The following is a 17364-nucleotide window of genomic DNA, read 5'->3' as shown; positions in this document are numbered from 1 at the left end:
TTGGGAATACTAAATCCAAACATTTTAAAGATTTAGGGTATGACTAGTACTATTGTTGAGAAGATTCCCGGATATAGCATTAACGAAGAACTCTATAATGGCTCTCGAACCCAAGTTTATCGAGGTTATAGAGAAGTTGATCAACAACCAGTAGTCGTTAAATTACTAAAAAATCCTTATCCCAGCTTTAACGAACTTTTGTTGTTTCGCAACCAGTACACAATTGCCAAAAATCTCAACTCCCCCCTGATAGTCCAAACCTACAGTCTAGAAACTTGCCAAAATGGTTATGCACTAGTTATGGAAGACTTTGGGGGGATTTCTCTTAAGGAGTGGGGAACTAGAGAAACCCAACAATCTTTAGAAGAATTTTTAGTGATAGCGATAGCTGTATGCAACATATTAGATTTACTCTATCATGAGCGCATTATTCATAAAGATATTAAACCTAGCAATATATTAATCAATCCCCAAACCAAACAAGTTAAATTAATCGACTTTAGTATTGCATCATTATTACCCAGAGAAAACCCAACCCTAGTTAACCCCAATGTTTTAGAAGGAACACTTGCTTATATTTCTCCTGAACAAACAGGGAGAATGAATCGCGGGATTGATTATCGCACAGATTTTTATTCTTTAGGTGTAACTTTCTACGAATTACTCACAGGTGAGTTCCCCTTCCCATCTGATGATGCGATGGAATTAGTACATTGTCATCTAGCAAAAACAGCACCATTAATCACAGAAATTAATCCCAAAATTCCATCTATACTTGCCGAAATTGTCAGCAAATTGATGGCGAAAAATGCCGAAGATAGATATCAAAGTGCCTTGGGATTGAAATATGATTTAAGGAATTGTTTAACTCAACTAAGAGAAAATGGGAAGATTTACAGCTTTAAAATTGCTAGTCGGGATGTGTGCGATCGCTTCCTTATTCCTGATAAACTTTATGGTAGAGAAACCGAAGTACAAACCCTACTAGAAGCCTTCGATAGAGTCAGCCAAGGCGCAACAGAAATGATGCTGGTAGCTGGGTTTTCTGGAATCGGGAAAACAGCCGTTGTTAACGAAGTGCATAAACCAATAATAAGACAACGTGGCTATTTCATCAAAGGTAAATTTGACCAATTTAACCGCAATATTCCCTTTTCGGCATTTGTGCAAGCTTTCCGAGATTTAATGGGACAATTGTTAACACAAAATGATGCTCAAATCCAGGAATATAAGCGTCATATTTTAGCGGCTGTTGGTGAAAACGGACAGGTAATTATTGAAGTTATCCCCGAATTAGAACGCATTATTGGTCAACAACCACCCGCCATAGAATTATCAGGTAATGCTGGTCAAAACAGATTTAATTTATTATTCCAGAAGTTTGTGCGGGTATTGACAACTAAAGAACATCCCTTAGTCATATTTTTAGATGATTTACAGTGGGCGGATTCAGCATCTTTAAATTTAATACAATTGTTGATGAATGAATCAGCTAACGAATATTTATTATTAATTGGGGCTTATCGAGATAATGAAGTTTCAGCCGCCCATCCCTTGATGCTCACTTTAGCTGAAATTATTAAGTATCAAAGCACAATAAATACTATTAGCCTTGTACCATTGAATGATTTTAGCTTAAATTTACTTGTGGCAGATACGCTAAAATGTTCACCAAGAATTGCTAAACCACTAACTCAATTATTATATCAGAAAACCCAGGGTAATCCTTTTTTTAGCACGCAGTTTCTTAAGGCATTGTATGAGGATGGACTCATTACATTTGATTGGGAGGGGGGCAATTGGCAGTGCGATATTAGTGCAGTGAAAGCCTTAGCAATTTCTGATGATGTAGTTGAGTTTATGGCTGTGCAACTGCAAAAACTACCACCAACAACACAAAGCATTTTACAGATAGCAGCTTGTATTGGGAATGAATTTGATTTAAAAACATTAGCCTTAGTTTGTCAAGAATCTATAGTAGAAACTGCAACTTGTTTATGGAATGCTTTGCAGTCAGGCTTGATTTTGCCGCAGACAGAGATTTATAAGTTTTTTGTGGGTGCAGAAAACCAAGATGTGAATCAAGACAATGGGAAAATTTTTGTTTATAAATTCCTGCACGATCGCGTCCAACAGGCGGCTTACTCATTAATCCCAGAAGACCAAAAACAGACAACCCATGTCAAAATTGGTCGTCTACTGTGGTCAAACACCCCAGAAGCAGAACTAGAGGAACAGGCTTTTGCGATCGCAAATCAATTAAATATTGGCATTGAACAATTCCATGAACCACAAGAACGCCATCAACTATCCCGATTAAATTTTATCGCTGGCAAAAAAGCTAAAGCATCAACGGCCTATAATGCTGCACTAGCTTACCTAAAAATCAGTATTGATTTACTCCCCACCAACCCTTGGCAATCTGACTATGATTTCACCTTAAGCTTATATAACGAAGCGACCGAAGCCAGTTATCTCAGTGGCGAACTAGACTCAATGGAAAACTTTGCTCAGAAAGTTTTACAACAAGCCAAAGCAATCATTGATACAGCCAAAGTCTACGAAGTCAAAATTGAATCCTACACAATCCAAAGTAAGTTCTTGGCAGCTATTGATACAGCCATGCAATTTTTGCGGCCAATTGGCATTGAGTTTCCAGAAGAACCAACAGATAAAGATTTTTTTCTGGCTTTACAGGAAACTCAGGCTCTTCTCAGTGATAAAACAGTAGCTGAGTTAGCTGATTTACCAGAAATACAGCAGCCGGAATTACGCGCTGCGTTGCGTGTCTTAGTAAAAGTAGACATCCCTGCTTATTTAGCAAAACCGGAACTGCACCGCTTGCTAGTGCTGAAGGAAGTGCCTCTATCCATCAAATACGGTAATACCTCCGCCAGTGCCATTATTTACTCAGGGTATGGACTGATGCTTAGTGGTCAGTCAAACAGTATCCTCCAAGGTTATGAATTTGGTCAGTTAGCCTTGCAACTGCTTTCCAAGTTTTCAGACCATGAATATGCAGTGAGAGTCTTAGTAATTGTTCATGGTTTTATCACCCATTGGAAAGAACCTCTAAGAGCTACCCTCAAGCCCTTACTGCAAGCCTATGCCAGAGGTTTAGAGATTGGAGACTTAGCTTTTGCCTGTCACAGTGCATCTGTTTATTGCTTCCACGCTTATGTCGCTGGTCAACAATTAACTACACTAGCGAATGAATTGGGGATTTATAGTGCAGCTTTAACCAAAATTCACAAACAAGCGACACTAAATTATCACAATATTTATCACCAAATAGTCTTAAATTTAATCGAACCAACAGCTACACCTTGGGAATTAGTTGGTACAGCTTACGACGAGAAGTCAATGCTGCTATTAAATGAGCAAAGTAGTGACCCTAATAGTTTATGGCATTTTTGTGTCAACAAACTGATGCTTTGTTATCTGTTTCAAGTTCTAGATTTGGCAGTGGAATATGCGATTAAAGCTAAACAATGTCAATATTCTGGTTTAGGATATGCAATGACTAACATCTCATTGCTCAACTGGTATGATTCTTTAGTGCAACTCGCTTTATTTCCTACAGCATCACCCACACAACAACAGGAGATTTTACAGCAGGTAGCAGAAAATCAACAGATAATGGAACAGTGGGCAAATTATGCACCTATGAATCAGTTGCATCGATTCTATTTAGTGGAGGCGGAAAAACATCGAGTTTTAGGTGATAAAACCACTGCAATAGAATTTTACGACCGAGCTATTTCTCAAGCTAAAGCCAACGGCTACATCCAAGAAGAAGCCCTTGCTAATGAACTCGCTGCTAAATTCTATCTGAACTGGGAGAAAGAGAAAGTCGCCGCAGGTTATATGCAAGAATCATATTATTGTTATGCCCGTTGGGGAGCAAAAGCCAAAGTCGCCGATTTGGAAAAACGCTATCTCCAATTACTTGCGCCGATATTACAACAAAGCCGTTCGGTTTTTTCTACTAAGGAAACTATTGTTCCCTTGGGAACTATGACATCTACTGTTTCTGCCACATCCAGCAGCACCAGTGTCTCAGATACCCTAGATTTAACAACAATTGTCAAAACGTCTCAAACTATCTCTGGTGAAATCAAACTAGAAAAACTGCTTTCATCGTTACTTTCCATCGTGATTGAAAATGCTGGGGCTAATAAATGTGTGTTAATGCTATTGCAAGACAATCATCTGCTAATTCAAGGCGCAATTACTCAGGGAAAACAACCTATTGTGCTGCAAAGTCTTGCCATTGAAGACAGTCAGGATATTCCCCACAAGCTCATTTACAAAGTCAAGCACAGTCAACAGACTGTAGTATTGTTGGATATAACCACAGATACAACCTTAGCCAATGACCCCTATATTATCCGTCAGCAGCCTAAAAGTATTTTGTGCAGCCGGATTTTGCATCAAGGCAAGTTGATTGGAATTTTATATCTAGAAAATAGTTTAACCACAGGGGCATTCACAAGCGATCGCATCGAAATACTCAATCTCATTTGCGCTCAAGCCGCCATTTCTCTTGAAAATGCCCGACTTTATGAATCTGCTCAGGAATATGCCCAAAAGTTAGAGCAAGCACTCACTAATTTGCAAAATGCCCAATTGCATATAGTCCAAAGTGAAAAAATGTCTGCGTTGGGTAATTTAGTTGCAGGTGTCGCCCATGAAATGAATAATCCATTGGGCTTTATTTATGCTACCCTTCAACAAACTAAACCCAATTTTGCCGATATCATAGAACACTTGCAACTCTATCAACAAAACTTAGAAAATCCTAGTCATGAAATTCAAAACCATGCGGAGAAAATTGACTTAGATTTTCTGTTAGAGGACTTACCTAAAACAATCGATGCAATGGTCATGGCGTGCGACCGTTTGGAAAATATTAGCACTAGCTTGCGGACATTTTCTCGGGCTGACAAAGACTACAAAGTAAAATTTAATCTCCATGAAGGCATTGATAGCACAATTTTAATTCTCAAGCATCGCCTGAAAGCAAATCAACAACACCCAGTAATTGAAGTAATTACTAACTATGGTGATTTACCTTTAGTCAATTGTTTTCCTGGACAATTGAATCAGGTGTTTATGAATATTCTTGCCAATGCTATTGATGCACTAGAAGAAGCAAATATTGGTAAGAGTTTTGCAGAAATTCAAGCTCATCCTAACCGCATCACAATTACAACATCAATCATTGATCATCAATACGTAACAATATCAATTGCTGATAACGGCAAAGGCATGAGTGAAGAAGTTCAATCAAAAATATTTGAGCATTTATTTACTACCAAGGGAGTCGGTAAAGGTACAGGATTAGGATTAGCGATCGCCCGTCAAATTGTCGAAGAAAAACACGGTGGTAAAATCACAGTTAATTCTGTTCTGGGCGAGGGGACAGAGTTTATAATTTCTCTTCCCATATAGAAAGATTATTCGTAAAGAGCCACTATCCGTGAAAATCTGAAATCTTTGCGCGATAATTACGCTTAATGTGATTTTACACCTTGAATGACCAAACTGTGAACCATAGCGTGACCAAAAGTTAACGTAATTTCAAGGCTTTTAGCCAATCAACAACCTAACTTTATGAATCAAATTATGTCCGCGTGTTTTAAATGAGAACCATAATGCAACCAAAAGTTTTATTTTTGGGCTTGGTAAAAAATGCAGAACAAGACACACTAATTTAACCCTTAAATTTTGAACTTTCGGTCAAATCAGGGTAAGAATGCCCACAATATGGTTCAAAAATATGTTTCGCCAAAAATTGAGTGATAAAGCGCTACTGTAAGGCACATTTAGCAAATTATTAGCCATCGCTGGGCTGTATTTTTCAATCAGCACCGACCTAACCGCAGCGTTGTGCTGCTAACCTTGCGGGAGGACAAAGCCTTACAATGAGAAAGTCTTTAATTTTTCCCCAATCCTTGTAGAAAAGCTTGCTCAGTAGTTAGATTTTCAGGAACTTTACCCATTATCGGCCAATCTTAGTGCCAGTCCCCCATACCCAATATCGTGATCTAAGATTGTTGGGTATCTTATAAATTGCGATCGCCACGATACCGATGATCGAAGTTGAACATCTAAGTAAAATATACGGTTCCACCCCAGCGATTACTGATGTCACTTTTAGCGTTGAACCTGGGGAAATTCTAGGGTTGTTGGGCCCCAATGGCGCTGGTAAAACTACAACCATGCGGATTCTGGCTGGTTATTTACCGGCAACAAATGGTAATGCTCGGATTGCTGGTTATGATGTCCATGAAAATTCCCTAGCGGTACGCCAACGAATTGGTTATTTACCCGAAACACCGCCGTTATATCCAGATATGACGGTGGAGGGATTTTTGCATTTTGTTGCCCAAATTAAGGGAGTACCAGCAGGCGATCGCGCCAACAAGGTGACAGCCGCCATCAAACGCTGCAACTTAGAAGATAAGCGGCGGGTAATTATTCGCAAACTCTCTAAAGGATATCGCCAACGTGTAGGAATTGCTCAAGCGATCGTTCACGATCCACCAGCAATTATTCTCGATGAACCCACAGTTGGACTCGATCCCCGACAAATAATTGAGGTGCGGAATTTAATTAAAAGCCTGGCTGGGACTCATACAATTATTCTTTCGACGCATATTCTGCCAGAAGTAAGCATGACCTGTAGCCGTGTCGCTATTATTAATCGCGGCAAAGTTGTAGCAACTAATACGCCAGAAAACCTGATGACTCAGTTGACAGGCGGTTCCGGGTATGAGTTGGAAATAGAAGGAGAAGCTGCCCTAGCGAAACAGGTATTGCAAAATGTCGCGGGTGTGAGTCTGATAGAATCAATTCCGACCGCCGGAGGTCATCACCCGCAGACAAATCGCGCTTATCTGCGGGTGATATCGCAACCGGGAAAAGAACCAGGAAAGGATATTGTTGCAACCTTGGTGCGTGCAGGATTCGGTTTACATGAACTACGGCGAGTAAACGCTACTTTAGAAGATGTGTTTTTGCAACTGACCACAGAAGAAAAGAATTTCGAGACTGAGGTAGACTTAGCAGCAGACAACGAAGGAGAGGCAGCGTAAATGGGTGTAGTGCTAAGTAATATTATTGCCATTTATCGCCGAGAGTTACAGAGTTATTTTGTATCACCTTTGGCTTATGCGATCGCAGGCATATTTTGGTTCATCGCCGGGTTATTTTTCGTGATGATTTTGCTAGGGCCAGACGGCATTTTGGTTGGAGTCGCCGCAATAGATGCACAAGGTCAACAACTAGGAGTACCAACACCACCGATAGATGTCCCCTACGAATTTGTCCGAGCATTTTTAGATCGTATGGGATGGCTATTGTTGTTTATCTTGCCAATCCTCTCGATGGGACTCTATGCCGAAGAACGCAAGCGCGGTACTTTAGAACTATTAGCCACGTCACCAATCACCAATTGGGCGGTAGCAGTAGGTAAGTTATTAGGCGTGCTAACATTTTTTATCACAATGGTTGTACCCATGCTAGTGTTTGAAGCGATCGCCATTAGTGGATCAAATCCGCCAATGGCGCTTTCAATTCCCTTGTTGGGTCATTTTGGATTAATCTTACTAGCAGCAGCAATCTTATCTGTAGGAATGTTTATTTCCTCTTTAACAGACAGCACAATTTTGTCTGCCGTCCTTACATTTGCAGTAATTTTATTATTGTTATTGATTGATTTAATCGCCAAAATTGTCCCTGGCCCAGTGGGCGAAGCTTTAGGTTATTTATCATTGTTGAAACATTACAACACCTTAAATCAAGGGATTTTTGATACCAGCGCCTTAATTTTATTTGCTAGTTACATTTTTTTGGGCATCTTTCTCACCGCTCAATCAATTGATGCACTGCGCTTTCAAAGGCAGTAGTCATTTGTCATTTGTCCTTGGTCATTTTTTATTTATCATCTGGGACATTGCCAATTGAGTTTAGATAGGAGTTTAATTTAGGTGCTAGTTCGTTAATGATTGTTTTGATTGCATTTATCTGTTCGGTAGTTAAAAGGTTACGAGTATAAGCCTGTCTTAACCAATGTTGAGTTTCATTCAAAGAGCCTCTCGCTATTTTGATAAAACGTCTATTATCTTGAAAACTACCTCTTCCTACACCTTCTGCTATATTGGCACCGATACTATCTGCCGAACGTACAATCTGTTTACCAATCGTATCTTTTGCAAAAAAATCCCATTTCTCAACAATTTTCCAAATGTCGTCTGCCAACTGTTCTGATAATTGATAAACCTGTAATTCTTGGAAACGCTTTGTTGCCATTCATTCAGTTGTATAGACTTATTTTTATCCACTCAATTTTCGTCGATACATTTTAAAATGTCACTATTTTTAGACAAATGACAAATGACCAATGACAAATGACAAATGACAAATTATGAAGATAGTTGCAAAAAAGAAACTGTGGAAATATCTGTTTTGGTTGGGCCCGTTCCTAATTGCTGTCGGCTTAACAGTTGGGTTAGTCTCTGAACAGTGGGGATTAATTACATTAGTATTTCTGATTACAGGAATTGTCATCAGTGGGTTAGGAATAATATGGCAAAGCTACGAAACTAACTGGTGGAAGCGTCGTTCTACCCAAGCTGGGACTAATGCCTTAGTAGCAACTCTAGCAGTGTTGGCAATTTTGGGATTGATTAACTTTTTGGGGACTCGCTACCACTTGCGGTCAGACTTAACAGAAAGCCAATTATTTACCCTTGCGCCCCAGTCACGAGAATTGGTGAGTGTTTTACCACAACCAGTTAAGGTGTGGGTGTTTGATATTAACCAAAATCCTCAAGACCGAGAATTACTAGAAAATTATCAACGGCAAAGCTCAAAATTTAAATATGAGTATATCGACCCCCAAGCTAGACCAGGATTAGCAGAAAAGTTTGGCGTTAAAGATTACGGAGAAGTTTATTTAGAATCTGGAGATAAAAGGCAATTAGTACAAACAGTAAATCAAAATGAGCGTTTGTCAGAAATTAGATTAACTAGTCGGCTGCAACAACTAACAAATTCAACCACAGCCAAAGTTTATTTACTCCAAGGTCATGGCGAACGCCAACTTTCGGCTGGTAAAGATGCAATATCACAAGCAGTTCAAGGATTAGGCGACAAAAACTTCACAACATCACCACTGAATTTAGGAGAAACTTCCAAAGTTCCTCAAGATGCGTCTGTTGTGATAGTGGCTGGCCCCAAGCGAGGGCTATTTGAAGGCGAAGTCAAAGCTTTGCAAGAATATCTTAATCGCGGTGGTAACTTATTGCTGATGATTGATCCTAATACCGATCCCAAACTTAACAGCTTGCTACAAGAGTGGGGTGTTAGTCTAGATAATCGTTTAGCAGTCGATGTCTCTGGCGAAAGCGTCGTGGGACTTGGCCCTGCTGCACCCTTAGTCACAGAATACGGTCAACATCCAATTACCAAAGATTTCGGTAACGGCAATTCTTTTTATCCCATAGCCCGACCACTGGAAATTAGCTCTGTACCTGGTGTTCAGGCTACCCCATTACTACGAACCAAACCCTATCCCAATAGCTGGGCAGAAAGCGACCTGCAAAGCGAAAAATTGGAGTTTAATGTAGACAAAGACCTGAAAGGGCCTCTAACCTTGGGCGTAGCCTTAACAAGAAAACAAACACCCAAATCTGTTTCAACTCCCCAACCGACACCAAAACCTTCGCCCCTACCATCACCAACCACTCAAAGCAAAGCTTCCCCCACTCCCCCTGCCTCCCCTGCCTCTCCTGCCTCTCCTGTCTCTCCTGCTCCTGCTCCCACTCCTTCCCCAACTTCCTCATCGCAAACAGCCACCGAGTCAAGGTTAGTAGTTTTAGGAAATTCCAATTTCGCCACCGATGGCTTGTTTCAACAGCAATTAAATGGAGATGTATTCCTCAACTCAGTTACTTGGCTGAGTCAACAGGATCAGCAACCCCTTTCCATTCGCCCCAAAGAACCAAAAAACCGTCGGATAACCCTGACAACCACACAAGGCAATCTTTTAATATTGTCATCTCTGTTGCTTTTACCTTTAATTGGGTTTGCGATCGCAGTTATGATTTGGTGGAAACGACGGTAAGAAGTGAGTTAGCAGTTAGTTGTGACAAGTAGAGACTGGAGAAGAGTTTTTTCTATGCCCAATGACCAATGACAAATGACAAATGACAAATGACCAATGACAAATGACTAAAAAATGAAATTGCCGAGAACGACTTTAATTTTGATACTGCTAGCGCTGGGTTTAGGTGGTTTTGTTTACTTCTCTGAAATTCGGGGTGCAACTGTGCGAGAAGAAAGCAATGAGCAAAAGCAGCAAATTTTCTCTTTTAGAGAAGATGATGTGCAATCTCTAACAGTCAAAACAAAAAAACTCACCCTTAATCTGGAACGTAACCCTGAATCTAGTAATCCCAAGTGGTTAATCAAATCTCCAGTATCGGGCCCAGCAAATGACGCTATTGTTTCTTATTTGATGGATTTGCTAGTCAAAGGTAAGAGCGATCGCACCTTATCCACTCCACCCAAAGACCTTGGGCAATTTGCTTTAGATGAACCCCCAGCAACCATCAATATTACCCTAAAAAATCGGCAAAACCATCAGTTGATTTTGGGTAAATCTAACTTTAACGGACGTTTTTTATATGCTCAAACTGACCCTGCTGCTAAACCCAATGGAAATATAAACGTGCTGTTGGTATCTACAGATTTTGCAAATGCCGTGAATCGGGAATTATCAGAGTGGAAGCAACCTGTAGACAATAGTCAGAAACTTCCTCCGCTCACCATTCCTAAACCGACTCCGACAAACAGCAAATAATTAATTCAAAATCTGGCGATATTATGATGACAAATCCGACAGCAACATTGCTGATTTCCTGCCCAGATCAACGGGGACTAGTGGCGAAATTTGCCAATTTCATCTATTCTAACGGTGGTAATATTATCCATGCAGATCAGCATACAGACTTTGCTGCTGGCTTATTTCTCACCCGTATTGAATGGCAGCTAGAGGGGTTTAATTTGCCGCGTGAGTTTATTGCCCCTGCTTTTAATGCGATCGCACAACCTTTAGGTGCTAAGTGGGAAATACGTTTTTCTGATACAGTACCACGCATTGCTATTTGGGTAAGTAGACAAGACCATTGTCTATTTGATTTGATTTGGCGACAACGAGCCAAAGAATTTATTGCTGAAATCCCTTTAATTATTAGTAATCATGCTAATTTAAAGGTGGTAGCAGAACAATTTAATATTGACTTTCAGCACGTTTCCATCACTAAAGATAATAAATCTGAACAAGAAGCCAAACAATTAGAATTACTCCGCCAGTACAAAATAGATTTAGTTGTATTGGCAAAATATATGCAGATTGTTAGTGCAGATTTTATTAATAAATTCCCGCAAATTATTAATATTCATCACTCCTTTTTACCGGCTTTTATCGGTGCAAACCCCTATCACCGAGCTTTTGAACGTGGGGTAAAAATTATTGGTGCAACTGCTCATTATGCTACTGCTGATTTAGATGCAGGGCCAATTATTGAACAGGATGTAGTGCGAGTGAGTCACCGTGATGAAGTGGATGATTTGGTAAGAAAAGGCAAAGATTTGGAGAGAGTTGTATTAGCAAGAGCGGTGCGATCGCACTTACAAAATCGTGTATTAGTCTATGGTAATAGGACAGTAGTATTCGAGTGATTGATTTTATATCAGAACGAATGTAATTTTACAAGAGATGAGTATAAAAATATTAAGAGTTATCGCTGGGTTTGTGAAAGCGAAGTTAAATAGTTAACAACCTCATAGTCATAAGATATTATGATCCCTGACAACTTCATCGTCCGCACAATGAAAAGGTCGGAAATTGATTTGGCGATTACTTGGGCAGCAAGCGAAGGTTGGAATCCAGGAAGGTATGATGCTGAATCTTTTTATCAAACTGACAAGAACGGTTTTTTATTGGGTGAGTTGAATGGTGAGCCAGTGGGGTGTATTTCTGCTGTTGCTTACGATCAACACTTTGGCTTTCTAGGTTTTTACGTTGTGAAACCCCAGTTTCGTGGGCAGGGGTTGGGTATGAAAATTTGGAAGACAGCAATGGACTATCTCGGTGCTGATCGTAACATCGGCTTGGATGGTGTAGTAGCTCAACAAGATAACTACAAAAAATCTGGTTTCCAAATCGCTTATAAGAATATTCGTTATCAAGGTGTGGGTGGCGGTGTTATGCCTGCTGGTATCATCGACCTGAAAACAGTTCCTTTTGAAGAATTAGTGGCTTACGATTGCCAACTTTTTCCTTCTAAGCGTCCAGTGTTTCTGCGACATTGGATTGAACAGCCAGAAAGTACTGCTTTCGGGTTTCTCAAAAATGGATATCTTGTTGGTTACGGAGTTATCCGGCCTGCCCATACAGGTTTTCGGATTGGGCCACTGTTTGCTAATGATGAACAGATTGCTGAAGCATTATTTCAAGCCTTGCTTGCAGAAAATCCTCATGCTCCAGTATTTTTTGATGTACCCGATGCAAATGTACAAGCAATTAACCTAGTTCAACGTTACCAATTGGAGCCAGTCTTTCAAACTGCTCGGATGTACACTAAAGAAATTCCTAATTTACATATTGATCGCGTCTTTGCTGTGACAAGTTTGGAACTAGGTTAGAAACTAGACTAACAATGTGTTTAGATCCCTAATAATACAATCCCACTTCCCACTGTGAGCGCGTCAGTTTTTCTATAAGTCCGCGTGCAGCAAATTTAATAACTTTTAAAAGCGTCTTCATGAGTAATCCTCAATTCCCTCGATAGCACTGCTCAATCAAAGATGTGAACCCTGATCGAAATGAATACCCTTGAGTTTCCAAAAATTTAAGCGTCCTAGCTATTACAATTCGGCGATCGCAGTAGATAAATTTATGATAGTGCCAGGAAGGAGTTGTAACTATGCGTTCCAAATTAAACCTTCAAATGTTAATGATCAGCAATGGATTGCTGGTTTTTCAAAAGAACACTGAGATCCAATACTTTTCGGTTAAGGGGGAAAGGGGAAAGGGAAAGGGTTTGAATTTCCCTTTCCCTTTCCCCTTTAACCTTTCCCCAGACCAAAAAGAGAGATTATTGGGTTTAACCGAAAAGTATTGCACTGAGATCGTATATTACTAAACAAAAACATCTCCAAAAGCTGTCACACTTTTTGGAGATGTTTAATCAACTGCAATGATATTCAGTTACACGCTGATGCTATTAGTCACAAGCCTTGGTTTGAGATAGTTGTAATTTATTAAACGACTCTTGTTATTCAACTCAATTTCCCGCTCTGCTTCATTCAACTCTTGCTGGAATTTAGCTAAAACATCCTGAGCCTCTGGGTCTAAAAATTTATCATCATAGTATCCTAATCTGTCATAACGGTAGGCCGACAGAATAAATAAAATCGATAATTGGTCAGCAGTTTGCTTTGACGGTGGCAGAAATGATAATAGACTTTTGCGGTCAGGAATAGTGCCTTCTGCTGTCATTTGTTTGTAAGCAGCAAGAGGCATATTTGGCATAAAAGTCATATATTCATATTGCGGGTAGTTAACAGCAGCGTGTTGCGGCCCACAGGTGAAGATAACCGCAGTAGCAATATCAACTAATTGGTCTAATGTGTCGATGCGATTGCTAACACCCTTAACTCGTCCGCCTGATTGGGAAACTAATTCCTGCACCCAACTTTGTAATTCCAAGTCTGCTGATAAGTCTTGGGGAGTTTTGTAGTATATCTGCAAGTATTCAGATACAAACTTTTTAATGGCATTCCACAATAGCAAGCCATCGTCTCGATAAGGATAGTGAGGTAGGTTGTTTGGATCATCCATACCCCGATTTTTGAGTTCAGTAGGTAAGGAAAACTGATCTAAGCTCCATTCTGTATATGCGTTGACGACAATTTGCAATGACTCTTGCAGAGTTCCGGCTAGCAATTCGTCAACAGGCCCACCTCTACTAATTAGGCGCTTACGAGCCAAGTCATTATTAGCCAACATGAAACGGAAGTGAGGTTTTAGTAATAAGTTGAGAGGATGGTTCTCGGCTAGTTGACGCGCTGTAACAATAGCAAAGGGTTCCATAACAAGGTGAGTTCGGCACAGATGGCTACTCATTTCATGATGGTTAGCATCAGCAATTTGAACACAAAGCTTGGCATGAAACCAGGTTAAAGGGTCATCAAAAGGTGTAATCAACTGGCTCTGTTTACCATTTGCGGGGTTGATTTGGATCGCAATTGGTACGAGTTGACCGCGATCGCTAAAACCTGAGCTGCGCCAACAAAAGAAAGCTATAGGGGTTGGTAAATATTTCTTACCTCTTTCATAAGTACCTCCTTTAACAAACGCAAGCGCTCTGTAATCAGCTACATATAAATTTCCATTCGCAAGTTTTTCTACTAAGTTAATAGAGTCACCAAACTTTTCTTGCAGTTCTAAAATGGTAAAGGCGAAGCCATCTGGCATCTTTTCAATTCTGCGTAAAACTAAAGGATTTGCCCCACAAAGCCGTTGTTCACAAAAAGAGTCATCAGTTTGGTATGTTTTGATAATATTAGGTTTAGGCAAAACTGGAAAATAGTCTTCATAGTCTTGCAATTCATCTAAAGGATCCCATAAAGAACGGGTTTTAACGGCTAACATATTTATAGGTAGTTCTGCTGTCTCTAATGTCCGTTCAGCAATATACTTAGTTGAAAAACTTTCTATAGAAGGTACGTTTTTTAGCATTGCCATTGGTGCTAAAAAATTGTAATCAAATTCATACTCTCCTTGGTTTCTCTCTAGCAATATTTGACGTTTTGTAGGGTCAGGATCATTTTGAGGAAGGTATGGTTTCATAACTTTTTGTGCCAATTTAAGGTAAGAACAATAACAGGTAATTTTACCTCTAAAACCTGGGTTTTAAATTTTCACATAAAATATTTAACAGCCTTTATTTTGGTCTATCTGCAAAGGGTATCTATAAGTTTTAAACTGCTCACTATGAATCAGGCTGACTTATTGCTGTTATGCAAAATATCCATATTTGTAAGATTTCTTCACTGATAGTCAAATTCTCATGGGGAAATTACGTCATCAAGGGATTTGGAGAGACACTTGATACAGAAAGTGTGCGATCGCATCATAATAAAGAAATATTAAGCTGCACTCAGAAAACTCTCAATGAGCCAGACTACCTTAAATTTAGTTGCAATATCTATCTTTCTCATGACCCTATCGGTACTGCTAGGGCCATTCTTGAATTTGTCGCCAGCAGTACCGACACTTGCAACCTTCGCTATCTTAGGCATAGCTACGTTAGATAGTTTTAGCTTGCAAGGCAAGGGTGGTACTATTTTTTTGGATTGGATTGCTGGTTTTTCAAGTGAACACCGCGATCGCATCGTCCACCACGAAGCAGGGCATTTTTTGGTTGCTTACTTGCTGGGGATTCCCGTGACCGGCTATACACTCAGCGCTTGGGAAGCCTGGAAACAGGGGCAACCTGGGCAAGGTGGTGTTAGCTTTGATGATGGCGAATTGGCTTCTCAATTAGAAGTGGGTAAAATCAGTGCCCAAATGCTAGACCGCTACTGTACTGTTTGGATGGCTGGGATTGCTGCTGAAACCCTAGTTTTTAATAATGCTGAGGGTGGATCTGATGATAAAAGCAAACTGATTGGAGTCTTGACAGTTTTGGGCTTTTCTGAATCAGTTTATCAACAGAAACTGCGGTTTCATGCTCTCCAAGCAAAAACCCTAATACAAGAAAATTGGTCTAGTTACGAAGCTTTAGTTAATGCTATGCGACAACGCACTTCGGTGGAAGATTGTCAGACTGAGTTAAGAGTGGGGGATTAGGGGAAGAGTTAATGACAAGTAACAAATTATGAAGAAACAACTTTCAAATGTGAATGAGATACGTAGTTCGAGTGAATAACCCGATTACGCCCAGCATTTTTAGCCTGTAAGAGACATTGATCGGCACGATTCAATAGACTTTCTCCTTTTTCATCATCATCAGCTTGCAGACTGGCTGTACCCAGACTAATGGTGATATTAATTGTCAGTTTATTATTGAGTGCAAATGGTTCATCACTAACTACGCGATTAAGACGACGGGCTACTAATATTGCTTCCTCATCGGTAGTATTAGCCAGAAGAATCACAAATTCTTCGCCACCATAGCGAAATGCTGTGTCTTGACAGCGCAGATTGTGTCGTAGACGCTGACATAATACTTGCAAAATGCGATCGCCTACTAAATGCCCGTGAGTATCGTTAACTCTCTTGAAATGATCTACATCCAGAATAATCAAACTCAGGGAAGTTTTTTGAGTTCTCGCTCTTTGAATTTGCCTCGGTAAGTCCCATTCTAAAGCACGACGATTATTTAATTCTGTCAACGAATCGGCTAAGGCGATCGCTGATAACATATCATTTGTCCGAATCAAATCTCGATATTTTTGTGCTTTTCGCAAGCCAACAGTCAATTGAGCAAGTATTAATCCATGATTAGCAGTCAACTCTGCTAAATTATCATCTGTTTTTTCATCAAGAAGATGCCAAATATAAGCATCAGCTCCTTGCTTTAGGGCCGCAGCACTCATCTCTAATTCTCTGTGCCAACCCTTATTTCTATCAATAAGCTGCTGGAAACGATCCTCGAATAAAATACAATATATCCAGGATAGTTTTGTCTGCTCTTTCAACCAATTGCACAGTTCCATACTGCCATCCAAGCTAGCCTGCACAAGTATTATATCGGGGGGCGCTATTTTAATCCGCGACACTGCTTGATTCAGATTGTCTATAACTTCTACACTAAAAGCCGCCGCATAACGGATCTGATCTGGAAGTGTGGCGATAAAATTATTTTTTCCAAAGATCAGAATAGAAATATTCATTGCTTTATCTTTTATCCTATTTAAATTTTAAAGACATTAATTTGAGTAATTTACTAGTATCCTTGCCTAATATTAAACATCATCTTTTAGGCTGAGTTAGATTTCTGGCTATATATTTTTTTGTTACGACAAACCTCCAAGATTTTGCCAAATCTGCTCTCCTTTTAAGAATTTATATTTACTTCTAGCATTTGTGAAATATTCACTTCTGACAACTAATGTCTTCTTTAGACTATGTTTTTCAAACAGTAAAAATACTGAATAATATTAAGGCGTATTAAGCCTCTTCATGTGCTTTCTTAAGTGTTGTTTTGCTGATTAAATTACAAAAATATATAGCTCAAAATAACCTCCACATTAGAGAAATCAATTTATTTTTTGGTAGAAAAA

Annotated in this window: 11 protein-coding genes; 8 read left to right on the top strand and 3 right to left on the bottom strand. The window is 39.7% G+C overall.

Going from position 1 to position 17364, the window contains the following annotated elements; genetic code table 11:
• Positions 1-39: 39 nt before the first annotated feature.
• From V7K69_RS27175 to V7K69_RS27165, 3 genes are all read left to right on the top strand, one after another.
• Entirely contained in the window at positions 40-5454 is a 5415-nt protein-coding gene (locus tag V7K69_RS27175; protein ID WP_335040221.1) for a trifunctional serine/threonine-protein kinase/ATP-binding protein/sensor histidine kinase, read from the top strand.
• A 641-nt stretch (positions 5455-6095) separates the two neighbouring features.
• Positions 6096-7100: an ABC transporter ATP-binding protein gene (locus tag V7K69_RS27170; RefSeq protein WP_335040219.1), complete on the top strand. Its 1005-nt coding sequence runs from the start codon at positions 6096-6098 to the stop codon at positions 7098-7100.
• On the top strand, positions 7101-7913 hold the full coding sequence (locus V7K69_RS27165) for an ABC transporter permease (protein WP_335040217.1): 813 nt from the start codon (positions 7101-7103) through the stop codon (positions 7911-7913). It begins immediately after the preceding gene.
• Positions 7914-7941: 28 nt separating this feature from the next.
• On the opposite strand, the gene V7K69_RS27160 is transcribed toward V7K69_RS27165, so the two are convergent.
• Positions 7942-8316 carry a four helix bundle protein gene (locus V7K69_RS27160; RefSeq protein WP_335040215.1) on the bottom strand — a complete coding sequence of 125 codons (375 nt, stop codon included), beginning with the start codon at positions 8314-8316 and terminating at the stop codon, positions 7942-7944.
• Positions 8317-8431: 115 nt separating this feature from the next.
• Here V7K69_RS27160 and V7K69_RS27155 point away from each other — a divergent pair, with 115 nt between their 5' ends.
• The 4 genes from V7K69_RS27155 (at position 8432) to V7K69_RS27140 (ending at position 12717) form a co-directional block, all read left to right on the top strand.
• Complete coding sequence (locus V7K69_RS27155; RefSeq protein WP_335040213.1) at positions 8432-10132, top strand: GldG family protein; 1701 nt, start codon at positions 8432-8434, stop codon at positions 10130-10132.
• A 114-nt stretch (positions 10133-10246) separates the two neighbouring features.
• Entirely contained in the window at positions 10247-10870 is a 624-nt protein-coding gene (locus V7K69_RS27150) for a DUF4340 domain-containing protein (RefSeq protein ID WP_335040211.1), read from the top strand.
• A 26-nt stretch (positions 10871-10896) separates the two neighbouring features.
• Entirely contained in the window at positions 10897-11751 is an 855-nt protein-coding gene (gene purU / locus V7K69_RS27145) for a formyltetrahydrofolate deformylase (RefSeq protein WP_335040314.1), read from the top strand.
• Between the two features lie 120 nt (positions 11752-11871).
• A complete protein-coding gene (locus tag V7K69_RS27140; protein WP_335040209.1) occupies positions 11872-12717 on the top strand; it encodes a GNAT family N-acetyltransferase in 846 nt (281 codons plus the stop codon).
• A gap of 565 nt (positions 12718-13282) precedes the next feature.
• Here V7K69_RS27140 and V7K69_RS27135 read toward each other — a convergent pair.
• Positions 13283-14926, bottom strand: a complete 1644-nt coding sequence (locus V7K69_RS27135; protein ID WP_335040207.1) for a lipoxygenase family protein — start codon at positions 14924-14926, stop codon at positions 13283-13285.
• Positions 14927-15250: 324 nt separating this feature from the next.
• On the opposite strand from V7K69_RS27135, the gene V7K69_RS27130 reads away from it, so the two are divergent.
• Positions 15251-15928 carry an ATP-dependent Zn protease gene (locus V7K69_RS27130; RefSeq protein ID WP_335040205.1) on the top strand — a complete coding sequence of 226 codons (678 nt, stop codon included), beginning with the start codon at positions 15251-15253 and terminating at the stop codon, positions 15926-15928.
• A gap of 26 nt (positions 15929-15954) precedes the next feature.
• Here V7K69_RS27130 and V7K69_RS27125 read toward each other — a convergent pair whose 3' ends face one another.
• On the bottom strand, positions 15955-16974 hold the full coding sequence (locus V7K69_RS27125; protein WP_335040204.1) for a GGDEF domain-containing protein: 1020 nt from the start codon (positions 16972-16974) through the stop codon (positions 15955-15957).
• Positions 16975-17364: the final 390 nt, after the last annotated feature.

Origin of the sequence: Nostoc sp. (assembly GCF_036917775.1) — a bacterium.
GTDB lineage: Bacteria > Cyanobacteriota > Cyanobacteriia > Cyanobacteriales > Nostocaceae > Nostoc.
This window is presented reverse-complemented; position numbering and strand designations above follow the sequence as displayed.